This window comes from Pseudomonas sp. H1_G08 (genome assembly GCF_054681355.1).
In genome coordinates this window covers 3,551,923-3,570,278 of record NZ_CP162822.1, presented here as the reverse complement: position 1 = coordinate 3,570,278, position 18,356 = coordinate 3,551,923, and the positions used below count along the sequence as shown (strand labels likewise).

Genomic DNA, 18,356 nt, shown 5'->3' with positions numbered 1-18,356 from the left:
AGCTATTGACACGTGAGTACGACAAGATGACCGCTGGTCGGATAAAGCCCTCGACCTGTAATTTCTGACAGTAGACCGTCTTCAAGCTCTGGCCTAGTTTGGAGGTCCGTCCTCTGGCAGCGGCTGGCCCTCACCATGAAAGGATTCTCTGCAACCACCGCCATCGGAGTGGCCGATGCGCTCATCCATTGGCAGATATTTTTCGTGCTCTGTCAGGCGGCCGCCCTGAGTCAGGCGGCCAGCAACTTTGCGGCGTTCTGCGTAGCTGCTGCGCTCTCTTTCTATCTGAACATGCTTTATATCTTTGAAAGGGAAACGCCGGTATTTCCCTATCTGATGTTCATCGGCCTGATGGGCGGCGTGAGTTTTGGCGTGGGTGTCATTGGGGATGTCTGGCGCTTGTCGGGGCTTGTGACGGTCGCTTCGTTTTCGCTGGTGAATATTGTTTTAGGGTACTGCGTTTTCCGCTTTGTCCTTTTTCCAGGGCGACGGGCATGAACGTCTCTCCGCCTGACGTACTGCCGATGTCAGCGTCCTGCGCTGCTTCAATGCCCTTCGTAGTTGATCTGGACGGTACCCTCGTCAAATCTGATCTGCTGTTCGAATGCGTGATGTCCTTTGTCCGCAGCAAACCATTGCACTGCCTGAAACTCTTTCCCTGGCTCTGGCACGGCAAGGCGTATCTGAAAGATCGACTGGCAATGACATCGGACGTCGATCTCGCGACTTTGCCCTATGATCCCGACGTACTCCGGATGATCGAGGAACAGCGCAACGCCGGTCGGAAAATTGTTCTCGCCACAGCCAGTCATTACACATTGGCAGTGCGGATCGCCGAGCATCTGCAGGTGTTTGATGACGTTCTGGGTTCAACCCTCGAGCAGAACCTTTCGGGAACGAACAAACGTGATGAGCTGGTGGCGTTATATGGGGAGAAAAGTTTCGATTACATCGGCAATTCGCTGGACGATCTGCCGATCTGGCGGTCGGCCAGGCAAGCTTATATCGTCAATCCGCTAGCGGGCGTCCAACGTGCCGCCCGGCATCTGGATAACGTAGCCCAGGTGGTTCACTCTCGCGTTACGTATTTCAGAAGTTTGTACAAAGCCTTGCGCATTCATCAATGGATGAAGAATGTGCTGATTTTCGTTCCCCTGCTTGCAGCGCATCAAGTGGCCAACCCGCTGCTATTGGGGCGCGGCTTGCTGGCCTTCATGCTTTTCGGCTTGTGTGCATCCAGCGTCTATCTTCTGAACGACTTGCTCGACCTGAACGATGATCGCAGGCACCCGAGCAAACGCAATCGACCCTTCGCCAATGGTTCGTTATCCATCCAGTCCGGTCTGCTGATTTTCCCCCTGCTGTTGTCAGTGTCGTTCATCGGCGCGTGGTTGTGGCTGCCTCACCCATTCATTGCCGTGCTGGCCTGCTATTACGGCCTGACGCTGGTGTATTCGCTGGTGCTCAAGAGGTTGATGGCGCTGGATGTCATCGCTTTGGCGCTGCTTTACACCTTGCGCATCATTGCCGGTGGCGCCGCTTTCGGGCTCGACCTGACGGGGTGGATGCTGGCTTTTTCCATGTTCATGTTTTTGAGCCTCGCGCTGGTCAAGCGCTATGCCGAGCTGTTGCTGGCGCTGCACGGCGGCATCACCGGTAAGACCGGCGGCCGCGACTACTTTCCTGCGGACCTGGCAATGCTCTCCTCTTTGGGGGCCGCATCCGGTTATCTCGCTGTCCTGGTGCTGGCGCTTTACATCCATGACAGCGCAACTACCGAGTTGTATGCATATCCCCGATGGCTCTGGTTTGCCTGCCCATTGATGCTGTTCTGGATCACTCGTATCTGGCTGCTGACGCATCGCGGCCGCATGAATGAGGATCCGGTGGTTTTCGCACTGCGTGATCGCTTGAGTCTGGTGATGGGAACAGTGTTCTGTCTGATTTTCTGGGTGGCGGCATGACGGCCTCGCTGGCTTCCTGGGGAAACTATCCCCATGCCCCGCAGAGCGGTCGTCCCTGTCACTGGCAAGCGGATATCGGACCGCAGTGGCAGCAGTTGATCGAATCACACGGGACAACTTTGCCGTTTGGCAATGGCCGCAGCTATGGCGATAGCTGCATGGCCGCAAGCGATCACGTGCTGCAATTACGTCCCCTGAAGCGCTTCATTGAAGGCGACTGGGAAAAGGGTGAGATCTGCGCTGAAGCCGGCGTGACACTGGGCGAGATTTTACAACTCGCCATTCCCCGTGGCTGGTTTTTGCCCGTCACACCCGGTACGCGGCATGTAACGCTGGGTGGGGCGGTGGCCAATGACGTCCACGGGAAAAATCACCATCGCTGCGGCACGTTTGCCCATTCGCTGGTGTGTTTCGGGCTGCACCGTTCCATGCAATCGCCGATGGTGTGCTCGGCGACGCTAAACCCACAGTGGTTTGCCGCCACCATCGGCGGGCTCGGCCTGACGGGCGTGATTACCTGGGTGCGCATTCGTCTGCGCAAAATCCAGTCCAGCCTGATCGACAGCACACGGGTGCGTTTTGACTGTCTGGATGACTTTTTTGCCCTGTCGGTCGACATGGATGCGCGGCATGAATACAGCGTCGCGTGGATCGATTGCCTGGCCAAGGGCAATGCGCTAGGGCGCGGATGCTTCACGGCTGGGGATCATTGCGAGGCGGGGCCCCTTGAGGTCGCTGCACCACGTTCTCTGTCTGTCCCGATCCGCCCTCCGGTATCGCTGATCAATTCGCTCACCTTGAAACTGTTCAACGATCACTACTGGAAACGGCAGCCAACGAACGGACAACATCAAAAGGTTGCCTACAGCTCGTTCTTCTATCCGTTGGACCGTATCGAAAACTGGAATCGCATCTACGGACGCAGAGGTTTCCAGCAATTTCAGTGCGTATTGCCGGCCTCGGTTGCAGCCGTGGCACTGGCCGAATTACTCAAGTCGATTGCGCGTAGCGGCAGTGGCTCCTTCCTCGCGGTGCTCAAGCGTTGTGGCGACATTCCTTCGCCGGGATGGCTTTCCTTTCCTATGCCCGGTACTTCATTGGCGCTGGACTTTCCACAGAACAATGAACTGACGAGAAAACTTCTGTCGCGTCTCGATGCCATCGTCCGTGAAGCCGGGGGGCGCTTGTATCCGGCCAAGGACGCTCACATGAGCGGCAGCGATTTTCGCCAGGCCTATCCCGCCTGGGAGCAGTTGGAAGCGATGCGCGATCCGACCCTGATGTCCCGTTTCTGGCAGCGAGTCACTCGATGAAAAAAATACTGATTGTGGGCGCCACCTCGGCGATTGCCTGCGCTTGCGCACGATTGTGGGCGGCTGATCGCAGCGAATTGTTCCTGGTCGGCAGGGATGCGCAAAAACTCCAGCAAACCAGCGTCGATCTTCAGGTTCGAGGTGCCAGAGCCGTGACCACGTACGTCATGGACGCCAGTGATATCGCGGCACATCCGGTCATGTACGAGAAATGCCTGGCGACGTTGCAGACGGTGGATATCTGTCTGATTGCCTATGGCTCGCTGCCAGATCAGTACGCGTGCGAACAACACGTTGAACAGGCCATGGAGCAGTTCGCCAATAACGGCAGTTCAATGATCGCGCTGTTGACGCTGTTGGCAAATCGCATGGTTGTCCAGCAGCACGGCACGCTGGCGGTCATTTCCTCGGTTGCCGGGGATCGAGGACGACCTTCCAATTACCTGTACGGCGCGGCAAAGGCGGCCGTTTCCACGTTCTGCGAAGGCTTGCGGGTACGCTTGTTCAAAGCGGGTGTGCATGTGATCACGATAAAGCCTGGGTTAGTCGACACGCCCATGACGCGAGGGTTGGCGCTGCCCTCCGTGCTTGTAGCGCAACCGGATACGGTTGCCCGGCGAATAGTCAGAGGGATCAATCGACAGGTGGCGGTGCTGTATGTGCCCGGCTTTTGGGCGGTGATCATGTGGCTGATTCGGGTGATGCCGCAGCCGCTGTTCAAGAGGCTGAACCTGTGAATCAGACACTGAGGTTATCCGGGTGGCGTTACCGCGTTTTGATTGGCTCGGTGATTTGCTCCGCCCTCGCTTATCTCGCTGTTTCCCTGTGGGGTGGGTGGTCGGCGGTGAGCGCGGCGGTCAGTCGAGTGGGTTGGTGGCAGTGCGGGCAAATCGTCTGCGTGGTTTTGCTTGGATACGGTCTGCGTTTTTTGCGTTGGCAGGGTTATCTGTCTGCCTTGGGTCACCGGTTGCCTTGGCGGCCGAGCTTGAACATCTACCTGGCCGGATTCGCCCTGACGACGACTCCCGGCAAGGCCGGGGAGGCGTTGCGCGGTGTTTTGCTCAAACGTTTGGAGGTGCCTTACGCACAGAGCTTTGCCGCGCTGTTCAGTGAGCGGCTTGCGGACCTGCTGGCGATGACGGGCCTGGCGTTGTTCGGCTTGAGCGCGCATCCGCAATGGTTGTCGATGGTCGTTGCCAGTCTCGTCCTCCTGGCATGCGGTGCATCGATGATGTTTTCGCCAAGCCTTGCCAGCGCGATTGATCGTCGCACTGAGCAACGGCACGACAGATTCTCGCGGTTGCTGGGGCATGCCGTTCAGGTATTGCGTCAGTCGCGCCGCTGTCACTCCCCTCGTCGCGTCATGGGCGCAACGCTATTGAGCCTGCTGGCCTGGGGGCTTGAAGCATTGGCGTTTTACTGGATTTTGCAGGCGATGGGCGCGGACGTGAGCCTGACGTTAGCGATCTTTATTTATGCGGTGGCCATGTTGGCGGGGGCTCTGAGTTTCATGCCGGGCGGTTTGGGCAGTGCCGAAGCAGCGATGCTAGCGCTGCTGGTTTCAGGCGGAGTCGGGTTGGCAGATGCGATCGCGGCGACGGTTTTGTTACGGCTGGTAACGTTGTGGTTGGCGGTCGGGGTGGGAATGCTTGCACTTTTATGGAAGAGGTCGGTAGCCGGTTTTGATCATGGCTGAGTAACTACTGAGGAGATGACAATGGACACTGCGTCGCGAAAGTACAAATTGGCAATGTACCTGTGTCTGATTGGCGCAATTGGATTTGGCCTGTATGTAAGGTTGCGCAACATCGATGCTACTGGCCTGTGGCTGGATGAGGCCTTCAGTGTATCGGTAAGCGATCCGCAAAATGGATTCTTTGACGTGTATCGAACTACATTGAGTGACGTTCATCCTCCCTTTTATCAGATTTTACTGTGGACTTATTATCAGGCTGTCGGGTTTGGCGAACACACAGGGCGGTATCTCTCTGCGGTAATCGGCGTGCTGTTGATTCCCTCTGTATTCCTCCTCGGGCGCAAATTGTTTGATGAACAAGTAGGGCTCATCGTTGCGTGGTTGGCAGCGGTCAATAGTTTCTTGGTTCAGTATTCGCAAGAGACTCGCTCTTATGCGCTTCTGTCGTTGCTTACCGTTTTGTCTTTTGTGATCTTCTTGCGCTGCTTAAGTCGAGGCAGAGGGCAGGATTTTTTTTGCTATTGGCTGACTTCCGCCGCGCTGATAAATACTCATTACTTCGGTTATCTGCCGGTCTTTGCTCAAGTGCTTGTGTTGCTTCACATGATCTTACGCAGCGAGGTCCACAGCCAAGTTATATACAGGTTCATTTGCGCCGGATTTTTTGCCGCATTAACCGTAATTCCTGGTTTATCGTACGCTGAGAGTAGCTTTTTACGGGATTTCTGGATTCAACCACCCGAAACTGTTTTTTTCTTCAAGGTTTTCCTGTTGTATTTCGGAGATACGTTTCTGGCCGCTTTGCTCGCTGTAATTTTAATTTCAGGGCTGGCGTCGATGGCTCAAAATCCTGAAAGCGCAATTGCTTGCAGGCTGATTGTGTTCTGGGGGGTAGTAGGAATTGTGGTGCCCTATGTCTGTTCTGTTTACTTACGCCCGGTGACAACTCAACGCAATTTTATTTTTCTTCTGCCCGCCGTATTGCTGGTGGCTGCGTACGCAGTTGGCAATATAAGAGATGTGCCAGTAAAAGTGTTAATGCTGGTGGTATTGATGACATTTTCTGCTACGCCTTTATTCAGGGATATCAGTTATCTGAGGGATCCTGAAAATCCGTACTCACGCGAGACGCACATGAGAGATATCGTCATCTCTGTAATGAATAAGTCAAACGTGTTGCCAATCTATTCGCTTGATGCGATTCAGTTTGGTGTCTATTTCAAGTTGCTGGGATCTCCGCTGCTTGTTAGTAATTTAGAGAAGCTGAAAACTGATTTGTCGTTGCCCAGTCACCCGAAAGAATTTTATGTTCTGGAGACGAACTATGGTCCTGGTTTTGCTCAGGGAATCAAAAATCTAGAAAGGTACGAAGCAAAAATTATCGATAAGGAAGAAATAGGTCATGTGCGATTATTCAAGATCCGTACATTTGAACCATGATCGGTAGCGGTGGGCATTCCGAATGGAAATGCACACCTTTGAGCAGTTACGCAGCGACGACCTCGCTCGGCTCAAAACTATCCGCCCGCGCCATCTGCCACATCCGCGAATAGAACTCGCCATTCACTTCACCGGTGAGCAATTCCCCCGGTTTCAAAAACACGTGCAACTGCGAGAACAGTTTGATCTCGGTCGCCGACATGCGTCGTACCAGATGCTTGGCCGACAGTTGCGAGGGATGCTCAAGGCCTGCTGCAGCGAGCATTTCCGCCAGTGCTTTGAGCGTGCTGCGATGGAAGTTGTAGACGCGCTGGGCTTTGTCCGGTACCACCAGAGCGCGTTGGCGCAAGGCGTCCTGGGTGGCAACGCCGGTCGGGCATTTGTTGGTGTGGCACGACTGCGACTGGATGCAGCCGATGGCGAACATGAAGCCGCGCGCGGAGTTGGCCCAGTCAGCGCCGATGGCCAGCACGCTGGCGATGTCGAAGGCGCTGACGATCTTGCCGCTGGCGCCGAGTTTGATCTTGTCGCGCAGGTTCAGGCCGACCAGCGTGTTGTGCACGAACAGCAGGCCTTCGCGCATCGGCACGCCGATGTGGTCGGTGAATTCGACAGGGGCTGCGCCAGTGCCGCCTTCCTTGCCATCGACGACGATGAAGTCCGGAAGAATGCCGGTTTCCAGCATGGCCTTGGCAATGCCCATGAATTCCCACGGATGGCCGAGGCAGAATTTGAAGCCCACCGGTTTGCCACCGGACAATTCGCGCAGTTGCTGGATGAACTGCATCATCTCGATCGGCGTTGAAAACGCACTGTGGCGCGACGGCGAGACGCAGTCCTCGCCCATCAGGATGCCGCGTGTTTTCGCAATCTCCCTGGTGACCTTGTGCTTGGGCAAGATCCCGCCATGGCCGGGTTTGGCGCCCTGGCTCATCTTGATTTCGATCATGCGCACTTGCGGATTCTGCGCCTGCACGGCGAAGCGCTCAGGGTCGAAACGGCCGTCGCTGGTGCGGCAGCCGAAATAGCCGCTGCCCAGCTCCCAGGTCAGATCACCACCATGTTCGCGGTGATACGGGCTGATGCTGCCTTCGCCTGTGTCGTGGGCGAAGTTGCCGAGTTTCGCGCCCTGGTTCAAGGCGCGGATGGCGTTGGCGCTGAGCGAGCCGAAGCTCATTGCCGAGATATTAAAGATCGATGCCGAGTACGGCTGCGTGCACTGCGGACCGCCGACAATGACGCGGAAACCGTTCGGGTCACTCAACGGCGCCGGGCGCATCGAATGGCCGATGAATTCGAAGCCGGACTGGTAGACGTCGATCAGCGTGCCGAACGGTTTGTCGGCAGTTTCGTTTTTCGCTCGCGAGTACACCAGCGAACGCTGCGCGCGGGAGAAGGGCAGGGCATCGCTGTCGGACTCGAGCAGGTACTGGCGAATCTCCGGGCGGATGCCTTCGACCAGATAACGGATGTTGCCCAGAATCGGATAATTGCGGCGCACTGCATGGCGCGTCTGCAACAGGTCGAACACGCCGAGCAGGCTCAGCACAGCGGTGGCGGCGGTGATCGGCCACAGCCAGTCATGTTCGAGAAAGGGCAGGCTGGCGAGGGTGAACATCACACAGACGGCAAAGAAGGCGTAGCGGCTCAGCAGCGACAGGCTCATACGGTTTCCTTGGTTCGGATTGTTTGTGGCTGGCAGGCATATTGCGCCAACGACGGAACCGTGAACAGGCAGACGTCCCTCTCCTCGCTTACATCGGAGCCGTCTCGCTTACGATGCCAGTTGACTTGGCTGTTGAACGCGAGAAGCAGCCATGCAGCAATACTGGTGGGCAAACTTGTGGCATTGACGAACGCCTTCGCGAGCAAGCTCGCACAAGGAATTGCAGTGAAAGGTAGAAGCGAACTTGCACGCGAAATCGACGATTACCTTTTTGTTTATGCCGCGACCGATTCCTGAGGCGTTTGCCGTTTCTGGTCATGTTTGTGCTTGGCCCTGGCCATATCGTTGATGCAGTAATTGATGTGATAGAAGGTGAACAGGACTGAATACAAGCGGTTCATTCGCGGTTCGAAGTTGTGTTTGGTCAGCGTGTAGGCGCGCAAGGCTCTGCGAACTCGAAAGCACCAAGCAATGGCGATGAGCTGGGCAATGACCGTCATCGCATACCCCGTGGCTATGAACCGCGGATCAGATACGGTGAAAAAGATCCCTCCGATACCACAGAGCGCCAGATAAACGACCAGACCGGTCTGGCTCAGTGTCTTGATTTGAGTGACCTCCTCAACCACGGTTGTTGTTTTGTGCAGCCATACAACCGAGTAGAGACCCATGGTGACTACGGTCAGGAGAATGAAATGGAGCGTCTTGAGATTGTTCTTTTCCTTGAGCGTCGAAATGTCAGACATGCAGCGTTTTCCCTCTTAGGCGATGTAGCGAATGGCTGCCGGGCAGCGATGAATAACGCTACCAAATTCGCGAGTGGGAAATTTCCGAGCCTTTGGGCGGACTTGTCGTCAGAGTCAGGCTGATCACGGATGCTCCTTGTAGGGATCTTCTGATGACGCAGGCGCGTCGGGCGTGGGATCCTGCGATCTTTTCGCACAAGGCATTTTTCGACTCATGACGCCGACATCCGCCGTTTCGCCCTGCATCATCCATATCGCCGCCGCCCTGTTGCTCAACGCCGAAGGCCAGACCCTGCTGGTGCGCAAGCGCGGCACCACGGCTTTCATGCAACCGGGCGGCAAGATCGAAGCCCACGAGTTGCCAGTGCACGCATTGGCCCGAGAGCTGGAAGAAGAACTCGGGCTGGAAATCGACCCGGCGCAGGCGATCTTTCTCAACAGTTTTTCCGCCCCCGCCGCCAACGAGCCGGGCTTCATCGTGCACGCGGAGATCTTCCAATTGACCATCGATACTGACGTGTGTCCGGCGGCGGAAATCGAGGAAGTCATCTGGGTCGATCCGGCCACTGATCCGGCGCTCGAGCTGGCGCCATTGACACGCGAACACATCCTGCCGTTTTATCGCCGTTCACTGACTGCACTCGCCTGATCATTCCCGCAAAGGACGTTGCCATGATCCCGTTGCAAGACCTGCTGATCTTCGCCGCCGCCGCGTTGCTGATGGTGCTGACACCGGGGCCGAACATGATCTATCTGATCTCGCGTTCGATCTGTCAGGGGCGCCGCGCGGGGGTGACTTCGCTACTCGGCGTGGTCGGCGGGTTCTTCGTGCATATGTTCGCTGCGGCGGTCGGTTTGACGGCAGTGTTTCTTGCCGTGCCGATGGCTTATGAAGTGTTGAAATGGGCCGGTGCGCTGTACCTGCTGTGGCTGGCCTGGCAAGCGCTGAAACCCGGCGCGCGTTCGCCGTTCGAAGCGCAGCAATTGCCGCCGGACTCGTCGCGCAAGCTGATCACCATGGGCTTTCTCACCAGCGCACTGAACCCGAAAATCGCCGTGTTCTATCTGTCGGTGTTTCCGCAATTCATCAGCCCTGAGCACGGCTCGGTGTTCACCCAAAGCATCGTCCTCGGCCTCACGCAGATCGGCGTCAGCTTCAGCGTCAATCTGTTGATCGCGCTGTTCGCCGCAGGCATCGCTTCGTGGTTCGTGCGCAACCCGACGTGGTTGGCGATGCAGCGCTATTTCATGGGCATGGTCCTCGGTGGCCTTGCCGTACGGCTGATGCTCGAACAACGCCGGACTGCCTGACATGTGGATCGAACGGCTGGACGCCAGCCACGCCTTGGCTTACCGCGAACTGATGCTGCAAGCCTACGACCGTCATCCGCAGGCGTTCACCTCCAGCGTACGCGAGCGCGCGGTGATGCCATTGAGTTGGTGGGAAGGGCGCCTGACCAGCAAGCTCGATGTGGTGCTGGGGGCATTCGATGCCGGGACGTTGGCCGGGATTGTCGGCCTGGCCTTTGAACCGCGCGAGAAGGCACGACACAAGGCCACGCTGTTCGGCATGTATGTCTCGGCGGATTTTCGTCGCAAGGGGCTGGGCTTTGATCTGGTGCAGGCGGCACTGGTCGAAGCGCAAAAGCATCCGGCGCTGAAGCTGCTGCAGCTCACTGTCACCGCCGGCAATGACGCGGCTTTTCAGTTGTATCAGCGTTGCGGCTTCATTCAGTTCGGCCTCGAGCCACTCGCCGTGCGGGTGGGCGAAGACTACTTCGACAAGATCCACATGTGGCGCCAGCTCTGACCCACCACGACAATCCTTGTGGGAGCGAGCCTGCTCGCGAAGGCGTCCGTCCAGCCGACATCATCGCTGAATCATCCACCGCTTTCGCGAGCAGGCTCGCTCCCACAGGGAGATCTCTTGTTCTGGAGAATCAGCGTACGGCACTGACCCCATCGAGGGTCGAGAACGAGGTGTCCTTGGCAGTCAGCAGGAAATCGCGCATGTACGGCGCGTCGAGCATGTCCGTGCGAATCGCCGCGTACAGCGTCGCGAACAAGCCCTTTTCACCCAACCGTTTGCCCTTCACATAGCCGCGCGAGCTGTATTCATGCAGCGCCCAGTGCGGCATTCCGCAGACGCCACGGCCGCTGGCGACCAGTTGCATCATCATCACCGTCAGTTCCGAAGTGCGCACCTGCGCAGGTTCGATGTCGGCCGGTTCGAGGAAGCGGGTGAAGATGTCCAGGCGATCACGCTCGACCGGGTAGGTGATCAGCGTTTCCGTCAACAAATCTTCGGGAACGATGTACGGCTTGCTCGCCAGCGCATGCTGATTGGCCACGGCGAGCATGGCTTCGTAAGTGAACAGCGGCACGTAAGTGATGCCGGCAATTTCCAGCGGATCGGAGGTCACCACCAGATCCAGATCGCCGCGCGCCAGTGCCGGCAGTGGGGCGAAAGCGAAACCCGAAGCCAGGTCCAGCTCGACCTCCGGCCAGGCATCGCGGAACTGGTCGATGGTCGGCATCAGCCACTGAAAGCAGCTGTGACATTCGATAGCCATGTGCAGACGCCCGGCGGTGCCACCGGCCAGCCGACCGATGTCCCGTTCAGCGGCGCGCAACAGCGGCAGAGTGGCGTCGGCCAGTTGCAGCAGGCGCAAACCGGCGCTGGTGAAACGCACCGGTTTGGTCTTGCGCACGAACAACTGCATGCCCATGCGCTCTTCCAGCTCTTTGAATTGATGCGATAGAGCTGATTGCGTCAGATGCAGGCGATCAGCGGCATCCACCAGGCTGTCGGCTTCGCGCAGGGCGTGCAGGGTTTTCAGATGTCGGATTTCAAGCACCGGCGGGGCTCCATGAAGAAAACTTGTGACGAATGCGGGGAAGGTGAGTTTGTCTCATGACGGTGGCTTTGTCGATCTGTCGGCGAGGATCCGGCGGGCATTCGACAGACGACCGCTCGGCACTCTTCATCAAACTGTCATGCAACTGTGGCAGCGCGCTCGCACGAACTTCATCAGACTCGCGCTCTACTGGGGTGCTGCGTTTTGGTGTTTTTCATGTTCAAGAGAGTTTTTTCAGTCGCGGCCGCGTTGGCCGCGCTTTTGTTCGGGGCCGGCTCGTTTGCAGCCGGGCGCTGTGATGTCAACGTGCCGACCGAGCACGCCGAGCTGGCGCAGGTCAGTCTTGCCTATCAAAGTATCGGCCGTGCATCAGACCCGGCGCTGTTGCTGGTCATGGGCCTGGGTGGGCAGTTGATCCACTGGCCGGACGAAGTCGTGGTCGCGCTGTGTCAGCAGGGTTTCCGGGTGATCCGTTATGACAACCGCGACGTCGGATTGTCGACCTGGCGGCAGGCGCCGATCGAGGCCAATCTGACCTTCGAGGTGCTGCGTTACAAGCTCGGTTTACCGGTCTCGGCCCCGTACAGCCTGACTGACATGGCCGACGATGCGCTGGGTTTGATGACGGCGCTGAAGGTTGAGCAATTCCACGTGCTCGGCGCGAGCATGGGCGGGATGATCGCCCAGCACATGGCGGCAATGGCGCCGCAGCGGGTGGAAAGCCTGACGCTGATCATGACCACTTCCGGCGCTGAAGGCCTGCCGGCACCGAGTGCGGCGCTGGTGCAGTTGCTCTCGCGGCGGGGCGCGCCGAATCGCGAAGTGGCACTGGAGCAACAGGCCGATCTGCTCGCGGCACTCGGTAGCCCGGCGGTAACCGATGATCGCCAAGCGCTGTTGCAACAGGCGGCGGCGTCCTACGACCGCGCGTTCAACCCCGAAGGCGTCAAGCGCCAGATCATGGCAATCCTTGCCGAACCGAGCCGGGTGGCATTGCTCAATCAGCTGCGCGTGCCGACCCTGGTGGTGCACGGCACGGCAGATCCGCTGCTGCCGGTGATGCACGGCGTGCATCTGGCGGCGCACATTCAGGGCAGTCAGTTGAAACTGATTCCGGGACTGGCGCATCGCTTTCAGGAGGCGTTCAAGGAGCCGTTGCTGGCGGCGGTGCTGCCGTATTTGCAGGCGCATCGTGATGACACTTCGCATTGGGCTCGGGTCGATCCGGCGGCGCCGAACAATCTGCTGTAAGAGTGCGCCAGCATCCTGTCGCCAAAAAAATATCAATGTGCCACTATTGTTTGCCGCGTTGTTGCCGATAAGGCGCAGGAACGTTTTCAGACATAGGGACTTGATCCATGATTTTTCGCGCTACACGTCAATGGGCCGCGCTGGCTCTGCTCGCCGTACTGACTCTCACCGGCTGCGCCCATGTGCAACCGCCCGTGGCCCTGGACAAACAGTTCTGGGATGCCAAAGAGCCGACCATCGGTGTGGCCATTACCGTCGTACCGTCGCCGGTGCTGGCGCTGACCGGCAATCAGGGCATCCTCGATTACGCCATCAATGCCGGCGTCAACAGCAAGCTCAGCGCCAATGTCGAGACCTGGCAGGTGCGCGACCTGGAAACCCTGCCCGACGCCATCGTCGCCAAGCTGCAAGCCAAGGGCTACAAGGCCAGGCGCATTGATGAAAAGGTCGATCTGAAGACCTTCAAGGAAGTCGATTTCCGCGAGGGCTACATGACCAAGGACCTGTCGCCGATGAAAGCTGCCCACGGCATCGACCGTCTGTTGCTGGTGTCGATCTATGCCACCGGTGCCACCCGCAGCTACTACAGCATCGTGCCCACCAGCGTGCCGATGGCCCAGGTCGGCGGCCAGGGCATGGTGATCGATCTGTCGGACAACAAACTCTTGTGGTACCAGCCATTCGCCGCTGTGCAAGCCGCGCAAGGCGAGTGGGACGAGCCGTCCTACACCAACCTGTCCAACGCGTTTTATCAGGCGATGGATAACAGCCGTCAGCAAATGATCGCCCCGTTCGCGCAATGAAACGTCTGGCGCTGACCCTCGCGGCGATCTCGCTGCTGGCGTTGCCTGGCTGTGCGCAGAAACCGCCACCCGAGGCCGGTTTCAAGGATCAGGCGGCCATGAGCTATGTGCAGGCACACGGGCTGAAGGTCGACGTGCAACTGCCGGCGGAGTTTGTCGGCGCCAGCACGGTGATCGACAGCAAGGCGGCAGTGAACGCGGCGAATTCCAGTTACACGCTGGTGTCGAGCTCCGGTGCGGGCGCCGGGCTGGCGGGCATTCTGGTGGCCAGTCTGATCAACACGCAAATGGGTTCCGGTACGTTACAGCGCGATGCCGAAAAAGCCGCGCTGAACGAATCGCGGCCGCTGGCCGACCTGCTCGCCGGCGTGCCGTTGCAGGAGCGCTTGCAACAGCGTTTTCAGGCGGCGTCGCAAGTCTCCGGATTCAAGCAGGGGGCAGGTGCGGTCACGGCACGGTTGCTGATCGAACCGAAGCTGATGCTGACGCCCGATCGCGGCAGTTTCGTGCTGGTCAATCAGGTGCAATTACAGGATATCGCCGGCTCGCCGCTGTACCGCATGCGCATCGAAGTGGCCAGTCAGCCGATCCGTCGTTGCGGCAAGCAATGCATCGATGACGGCGCCCTTGACCTGGCCAAGGTCACCGCCGTGCTGGATGAATGCATTGATGAATCCATGCGCGTATTGAGCGCCGACCTGATGCAACCGACGCTACCGCCCGCCGCGCAGGAAACCCTGCGTTACGTGCTCGACGGCCAGCGCGTGGTCGAGCGCGGTTATCAATTGGCGCAGAACGGCAACTACTGGCGCTACCGCAATCTCTACGGTGCGGTGAAGTCAGTGCCGGTGCCGTTCGAGGATGCTCTGTCGTCCGCGCAACTGGCCAGAGTCTACGGTCGCTAGAGGCTGATGCGCGTGGGTTCAGGCATGCAGCCGGACCCACACGCTCACCAATACCGTTGCCGCTATCAACCACGCCACAGCCGCCACGGCCAGCGATGCTTCCAGGCGCATGCGGTCGACCATCACATACAGCGTCGCCAGATACACAAAGTAGGGAATGATCGACCACATGCCGAACACGATCGTGGTTTTCAGATCGTCGACCGAGCGGCCTTTGCCGACGATGTAGTGCGCAATCAGGGCAAAGGTCGGGAACAGCGGCACCAGACCGGCGATGTAGTAGTTTCTGGTCTTCGACAGCGCAGCGAGGATCAGCACGACTGCGGCGCCGATAGCGGCTTTGAGAATCAGATCCATCAGTGGCTCAGCCCGTACTTTTTGACTTTGTCGAACAGCGTGGTCTTGGCCATGCCCAGTTCCTGGCTGGCCTGGGTCAGGTTGCCGCCGCTGCGTTGCAAGGCGTCGACCAGCAGATTGCGCTCGAACGCTTCCACCGCTTCGGCAAACGCCAGGCCCTGGCCGGCGCTGGCTCCGGATTTCTTGAAGGCCGGCAGGCCGAGGGCGAAGCGTTCGGCGACGTTGCGCAGTTCGCGCACGTTGCCCGGCCAGTCGTGGCTCATCAGGTTCGACAGGGTCTGGTTGTCCAGCTCCGGCAGCGCGCGGTCGAAGCGCAGCGCCGATTGCTGGGTGAAATGCTCGAACAGTTGCAGGATGTCTTCGCGGCGTTCGCGCAGCGGTGGCAATTCCAGGGTCACGACGTTGAGGCGGTAGTACAAGTCGCTGCGAAATTCCCCGGCCTTGCTCGACTCATCGAGGTCGGATTTGGTCGCCGCGATCACCCGGCAATCCACCGCCACGCTCTGGTTTGAGCCGAGGCGTTCAAGGGTGCGTTCCTGCAGTACGCGCAGCAACTTGATCTGCAACGGCAGCGGCATGCTTTCCACTTCATCGAGGAACAGCGTGCCGCCGTCGGCGTGCTCGATCTTGCCGATGCGCCGTTTGCCGGCGCCGGTGAAGGCGTTGGCTTCGTGGCCGAAGATTTCGCTTTCAAAAAGGTTTTCCGGCAGGCCGCCGCAGTTCAGCGCGACGAACTGTTTGCTGTGGCGCCGACTGAAATCGTGCAGGCAACGAGCGACCAGTTCCTTGCCGGTGCCGGTCTCGCCTTCGATCAAGACGTTGGCCGAGGTGTCGGCGACGTTGGCGATCAGCTCGCGCAGGTTCTGCATCGCCGGTGAGCGGCCGATAATCCGCCCTTCCAGCGAATCGCGTTCGGCCAGTTGCCGACGTAGCGATGACACTTCACGGGCGAGGCTGCGTTGCTCCAGCGCCCGCCGCGCGACATCGACCAGGCGTTCCGGCGAGAACGGTTTTTCCATGAAGTCGTAGGCGCCTTTCTGCATCGCGCCGACGGCCATGGAAATGTCGCCGTGGCCGGTGATCAGCACCACCGGCAGGCTGCGATCACGCTGCTTGAGGCGGGTGAGCAATTCCAAGCCATCAATGCCCGGCAGGCGAATGTCGCTGATGACGATGCCGGCAAAGTTGTCGCCGACCTGCGCCAGCGCCTCTTCGGCACTGCCGACGCCGATGCACGGAATGTCTTCGAGGGTCAGCGCCTGTTGGCAGCCGAGCAGCACATGGGGGTCGTCTTCGACAATCAGCACACTGAGTTCAGGGTTCATATTGGCTCGGCAGAAAGAGGGCTTACCAACGGTAAACTGAGGACGAAAGTGGTGCCACCGCCGGCCGGGTGTTCGACACCCAGGTGCCCGCCGGTGGCGGCGGCGAGGCTGGCGGACAGGGTCAGGCCCAGTCCCAGGCCTTGCTCGCCGGGTTTGGTGGTGAAGAACGGTTCGAACAGATGCTTGCGCGCTTCGGCGTCGATGCCGTGGCCGTTGTCACGCACCCGCAAGCGGTACTTGCCGTTGAATTCTTCACCCTCCAGCCACAGCTGCGGCTGCGGTTGCGCGTGCATGGCGTCGAGGGCGTTGCCGATCAGGTTGACGAGGATCTGTTCGAGGCGGGTCTGATCGATCAGCAGCTGCACATCGGCAAACTGCCGGTGAATCTGCAGCGCGGTGTTTTCCACGCGCGCGCCGAGCACTTGCAAGGCGGCGTCGACGGCTTTGCCGAGACTGGCCTGACCCTTGTTGTCGCCGCGCCGGGCGAACGAACGCAGGCTGGCGGTGATCCGGCCCATGCGGTCGATCAGGTCGTTGATGGTCTTGAGGTTGGTGCTGGCGACGTCGAGCTGGCCGCGCTCGAGAAAGCGCACGGTGTTCCCCGACAGCGTGCGCATGGCCGCCAGGGGCTGGTTCAATTCATGGGCGATGCTGGTCGACATCTGACCGATAGCCGCGAGTTTGCCCGCCTGAACCAGTTCATCCTGGGCGCGGCGCAAAGTCTCCTCGGCCTGACGGCGCTCGCGGATCTGACTCTTCAGGCGTTCGTTGCTGGCGCGCAGATCGGCGGTGCGTTCGGTAATCCGACGCTCCAGTTGGCTGTTGGCTTCCTGCAGCGCTTCGCGGGCGGCGAGGCGGGTGGCGAGGACTTTGCGCCGCTCGTTCCAGGCAATCAGCAGGAAGGCGAACAGGGCAAACGCCACCGCCACCAGAATGCCTTGGTTGATGGCTTCGCGGCGCAGGTCCTGCAATGGCGTGAGCAGGGTGAAATTCCACGGCGTGTCGCTCAGCAGTCGGGTTTGCGCCAGATAACTGATGTCGTCTTCGTCGGGCTGCAATTCGCTGTTGGCCGGGAAGGTCAGTTTCTCCACGCCTTCGGCCAATGTCTCGCGGGCCAGCGGTTGCAGTTCGTTGAGCGGGAACCAGTAGTACTGCAGGCTGCGGGCGAGTTTTTCCTTGACCTCATCGCTGAGCGGGATCACCGATTTCAGCCGCCTGGCCGGATCGCTGGAGAGAATGATGATGCCGTTCTCATCGCTGACGAACGCTTCCAGTCGCGCCCGCTGCCAGCGTTCTTCCATGGCTTCCAGACGCACCTTGACCACCGCGACACCGATGATCTTGCCGTGCTCTTCGAGGCCGTGGGCGAGGTAGTAACCGGGTTCGCCATTGGTGCTGCCGATGCCGTAGAAGCGCCCGGGCTGGCCGCGCACGGCGTCTTTGAAATAGGCGCGGAAGGACAGGTCTTCACCCAGATAACTGTCGACATCGCGCCAGTTGCTGGTGGCCATGACCCGGCCGGTGGTGTCCATGACGTAGATGGCCCGGCTGCGGCTGCGGCGGTTCAGGCCTTCGAGGTAGTCGTTGACCGTCTGCCGGTGTTCCGGGGTCGGGTCGGCCAGCAACTGCGGCACACTCGTTTCGAGTTCCAGCAGGCTGGGCAGGTAGGTGTATTTGCTGATCTCGCTTTCGACCGCGCGGGCGTGCAGTTCCAGCTGACGCTGGCCGTTCTCGCCGAGGCTGCGGATGCCGAAGTGTTCACTGGTCCAGAAGCCGATAAAACCCAGTCCGACCATCAGGGCGATGATCAGCGGCGGCAGGAACAGATGACGGATCAGACGGGGCTTCACGGCAAGTGATGGCTCTGCAGCGCGATAAAGAGTGGGGTCGCATTTCATCACAGATGCCTTGGGTCAACCACAACACTTGTTTGTGCCTGTGGCGAGGGGATTTATCCCCGTTGGGCCGCGAAGCGGCCCCAAAACCATCACTGCGGTTTAACTGAAAGACCGCATGCACAGGGTTTACGACT

18 protein-coding genes are annotated in these 18,356 nt (G+C 59.1%); 12 read left to right on the top strand and 6 right to left on the bottom strand.

Going from position 1 to position 18,356, the window contains the following annotated elements:
• The first annotated feature begins 135 nt into the window (after positions 1 to 135).
• Genes AB4N85_RS16155 through AB4N85_RS16130 form a run of 6 tightly spaced genes read left to right on the top strand, consistent with a single transcriptional unit; the run spans position 136 to position 6,413 of the window.
• The gene (locus AB4N85_RS16155; RefSeq protein ID WP_095181734.1) at positions 136 to 498 is read left to right on the top strand and encodes a GtrA family protein; all 363 of its coding nucleotides are present in this window, start codon (positions 136 to 138) and stop codon (positions 496 to 498) included.
• Positions 495 to 1,964: a UbiA family prenyltransferase gene (locus tag AB4N85_RS16150; protein WP_460065035.1), complete on the top strand. Its 1,470-nt coding sequence runs from the start codon at positions 495 to 497 to the stop codon at positions 1,962 to 1,964. The genes AB4N85_RS16155 and AB4N85_RS16150 overlap by 4 nt, the downstream gene beginning before the upstream one ends.
• Positions 1,961 to 3,277 carry an FAD-binding protein gene (locus AB4N85_RS16145; RefSeq protein WP_423520687.1) on the top strand — a complete coding sequence of 439 codons (1,317 nt, stop codon included), beginning with the start codon at positions 1,961 to 1,963 and terminating at the stop codon, positions 3,275 to 3,277. The genes AB4N85_RS16150 and AB4N85_RS16145 overlap by 4 nt, the downstream gene beginning before the upstream one ends.
• On the top strand, positions 3,274 to 4,014 hold the full coding sequence (locus tag AB4N85_RS16140; protein ID WP_041479891.1) for an SDR family oxidoreductase: 741 nt from the start codon (positions 3,274 to 3,276) through the stop codon (positions 4,012 to 4,014). The genes AB4N85_RS16145 and AB4N85_RS16140 overlap by 4 nt, the downstream gene beginning before the upstream one ends.
• Positions 4,011 to 4,973: a lysylphosphatidylglycerol synthase transmembrane domain-containing protein gene (locus AB4N85_RS16135; protein ID WP_460065032.1), complete on the top strand. Its 963-nt coding sequence runs from the start codon at positions 4,011 to 4,013 to the stop codon at positions 4,971 to 4,973. Before AB4N85_RS16140 ends, AB4N85_RS16135 begins: the two co-directional genes overlap by 4 nt.
• Positions 4,974 to 4,994: 21 nt before the next feature.
• A complete protein-coding gene (locus AB4N85_RS16130; RefSeq protein WP_457265406.1) occupies positions 4,995 to 6,413 on the top strand; it encodes a glycosyltransferase family 39 protein in 1,419 nt (472 codons plus the stop codon).
• Between the two features lie 46 nt (positions 6,414 to 6,459).
• On the opposite strand, the gene AB4N85_RS16125 is transcribed toward AB4N85_RS16130, so the two are convergent.
• On the bottom strand, positions 6,460 to 8,079 hold the full coding sequence (locus AB4N85_RS16125) for an FMN-binding glutamate synthase family protein (RefSeq protein ID WP_460065028.1): 1,620 nt from the start codon (positions 8,077 to 8,079) through the stop codon (positions 6,460 to 6,462).
• 275 nt (positions 8,080 to 8,354) lie between these two features.
• Positions 8,355 to 8,825 (bottom strand): DUF4234 domain-containing protein, encoded by a 471-nt coding sequence (locus AB4N85_RS16120; protein ID WP_056790069.1) that lies wholly within the window; start codon positions 8,823 to 8,825, stop codon positions 8,355 to 8,357.
• A 214-nt stretch (positions 8,826 to 9,039) separates the two neighbouring features.
• On the opposite strand from AB4N85_RS16120, the gene AB4N85_RS16115 reads away from it, so the two are divergent.
• From AB4N85_RS16115 to AB4N85_RS16105, 3 genes are read left to right on the top strand one after another with little or no spacing between them, the layout of a single operon-like run.
• Complete coding sequence (locus AB4N85_RS16115) at positions 9,040 to 9,474, top strand: NUDIX hydrolase (protein ID WP_460065026.1); 435 nt, start codon at positions 9,040 to 9,042, stop codon at positions 9,472 to 9,474.
• 23 nt (positions 9,475 to 9,497) lie between these two features.
• Complete coding sequence (locus tag AB4N85_RS16110) at positions 9,498 to 10,136, top strand: LysE family translocator (protein ID WP_236168273.1); 639 nt, start codon at positions 9,498 to 9,500, stop codon at positions 10,134 to 10,136.
• Position 10,137: 1 nt separating this feature from the next.
• Complete coding sequence (locus AB4N85_RS16105; protein WP_150638626.1) at positions 10,138 to 10,635, top strand: GNAT family N-acetyltransferase; 498 nt, start codon at positions 10,138 to 10,140, stop codon at positions 10,633 to 10,635.
• A gap of 130 nt (positions 10,636 to 10,765) precedes the next feature.
• Here AB4N85_RS16105 and metR read toward each other — a convergent pair whose 3' ends face one another.
• Positions 10,766 to 11,683, bottom strand: a complete 918-nt coding sequence (gene metR, locus AB4N85_RS16100; protein ID WP_016773382.1) for a transcriptional regulator MetR — start codon at positions 11,681 to 11,683, stop codon at positions 10,766 to 10,768.
• 216 nt (positions 11,684 to 11,899) lie between these two features.
• Between metR and AB4N85_RS16095 the strand changes: the two genes are divergently transcribed.
• From AB4N85_RS16095 to AB4N85_RS16085, 3 genes are all read left to right on the top strand, one after another.
• Positions 11,900 to 12,934, top strand: a complete 1,035-nt coding sequence (locus AB4N85_RS16095) for an alpha/beta fold hydrolase (RefSeq protein ID WP_252868216.1) — start codon at positions 11,900 to 11,902, stop codon at positions 12,932 to 12,934.
• 107 nt (positions 12,935 to 13,041) lie between these two features.
• Positions 13,042 to 13,737 (top strand): hypothetical protein, encoded by a 696-nt coding sequence (locus tag AB4N85_RS16090; protein WP_252868215.1) that lies wholly within the window; start codon positions 13,042 to 13,044, stop codon positions 13,735 to 13,737.
• The gene (locus AB4N85_RS16085; RefSeq protein ID WP_252868214.1) at positions 13,734 to 14,642 is read left to right on the top strand and encodes a hypothetical protein; all 909 of its coding nucleotides are present in this window, start codon (positions 13,734 to 13,736) and stop codon (positions 14,640 to 14,642) included. The genes AB4N85_RS16090 and AB4N85_RS16085 overlap by 4 nt, the downstream gene beginning before the upstream one ends.
• A gap of 18 nt (positions 14,643 to 14,660) precedes the next feature.
• Here AB4N85_RS16085 and AB4N85_RS16080 read toward each other — a convergent pair whose 3' ends face one another.
• From AB4N85_RS16080 to aauS, 3 genes are read right to left on the bottom strand one after another with little or no spacing between them, the layout of a single operon-like run.
• Complete coding sequence (locus AB4N85_RS16080) at positions 14,661 to 14,990, bottom strand: GlpM family protein (RefSeq protein ID WP_172834034.1); 330 nt, start codon at positions 14,988 to 14,990, stop codon at positions 14,661 to 14,663.
• Positions 14,991 to 14,998: 8 nt separating this feature from the next.
• Positions 14,999 to 16,324: a two-component response regulator AauR gene (gene aauR, locus AB4N85_RS16075; protein ID WP_024014166.1), complete on the bottom strand. Its 1,326-nt coding sequence runs from the start codon at positions 16,322 to 16,324 to the stop codon at positions 14,999 to 15,001.
• A complete protein-coding gene (gene aauS, locus AB4N85_RS16070; RefSeq protein ID WP_056790048.1) occupies positions 16,321 to 18,222 on the bottom strand; it encodes a two-component sensor histidine kinase AauS in 1,902 nt (633 codons plus the stop codon). Before aauS ends, aauR begins: the two co-directional genes overlap by 4 nt.
• Between the last annotated feature and the right edge of the window lie 134 nt (positions 18,223 to 18,356).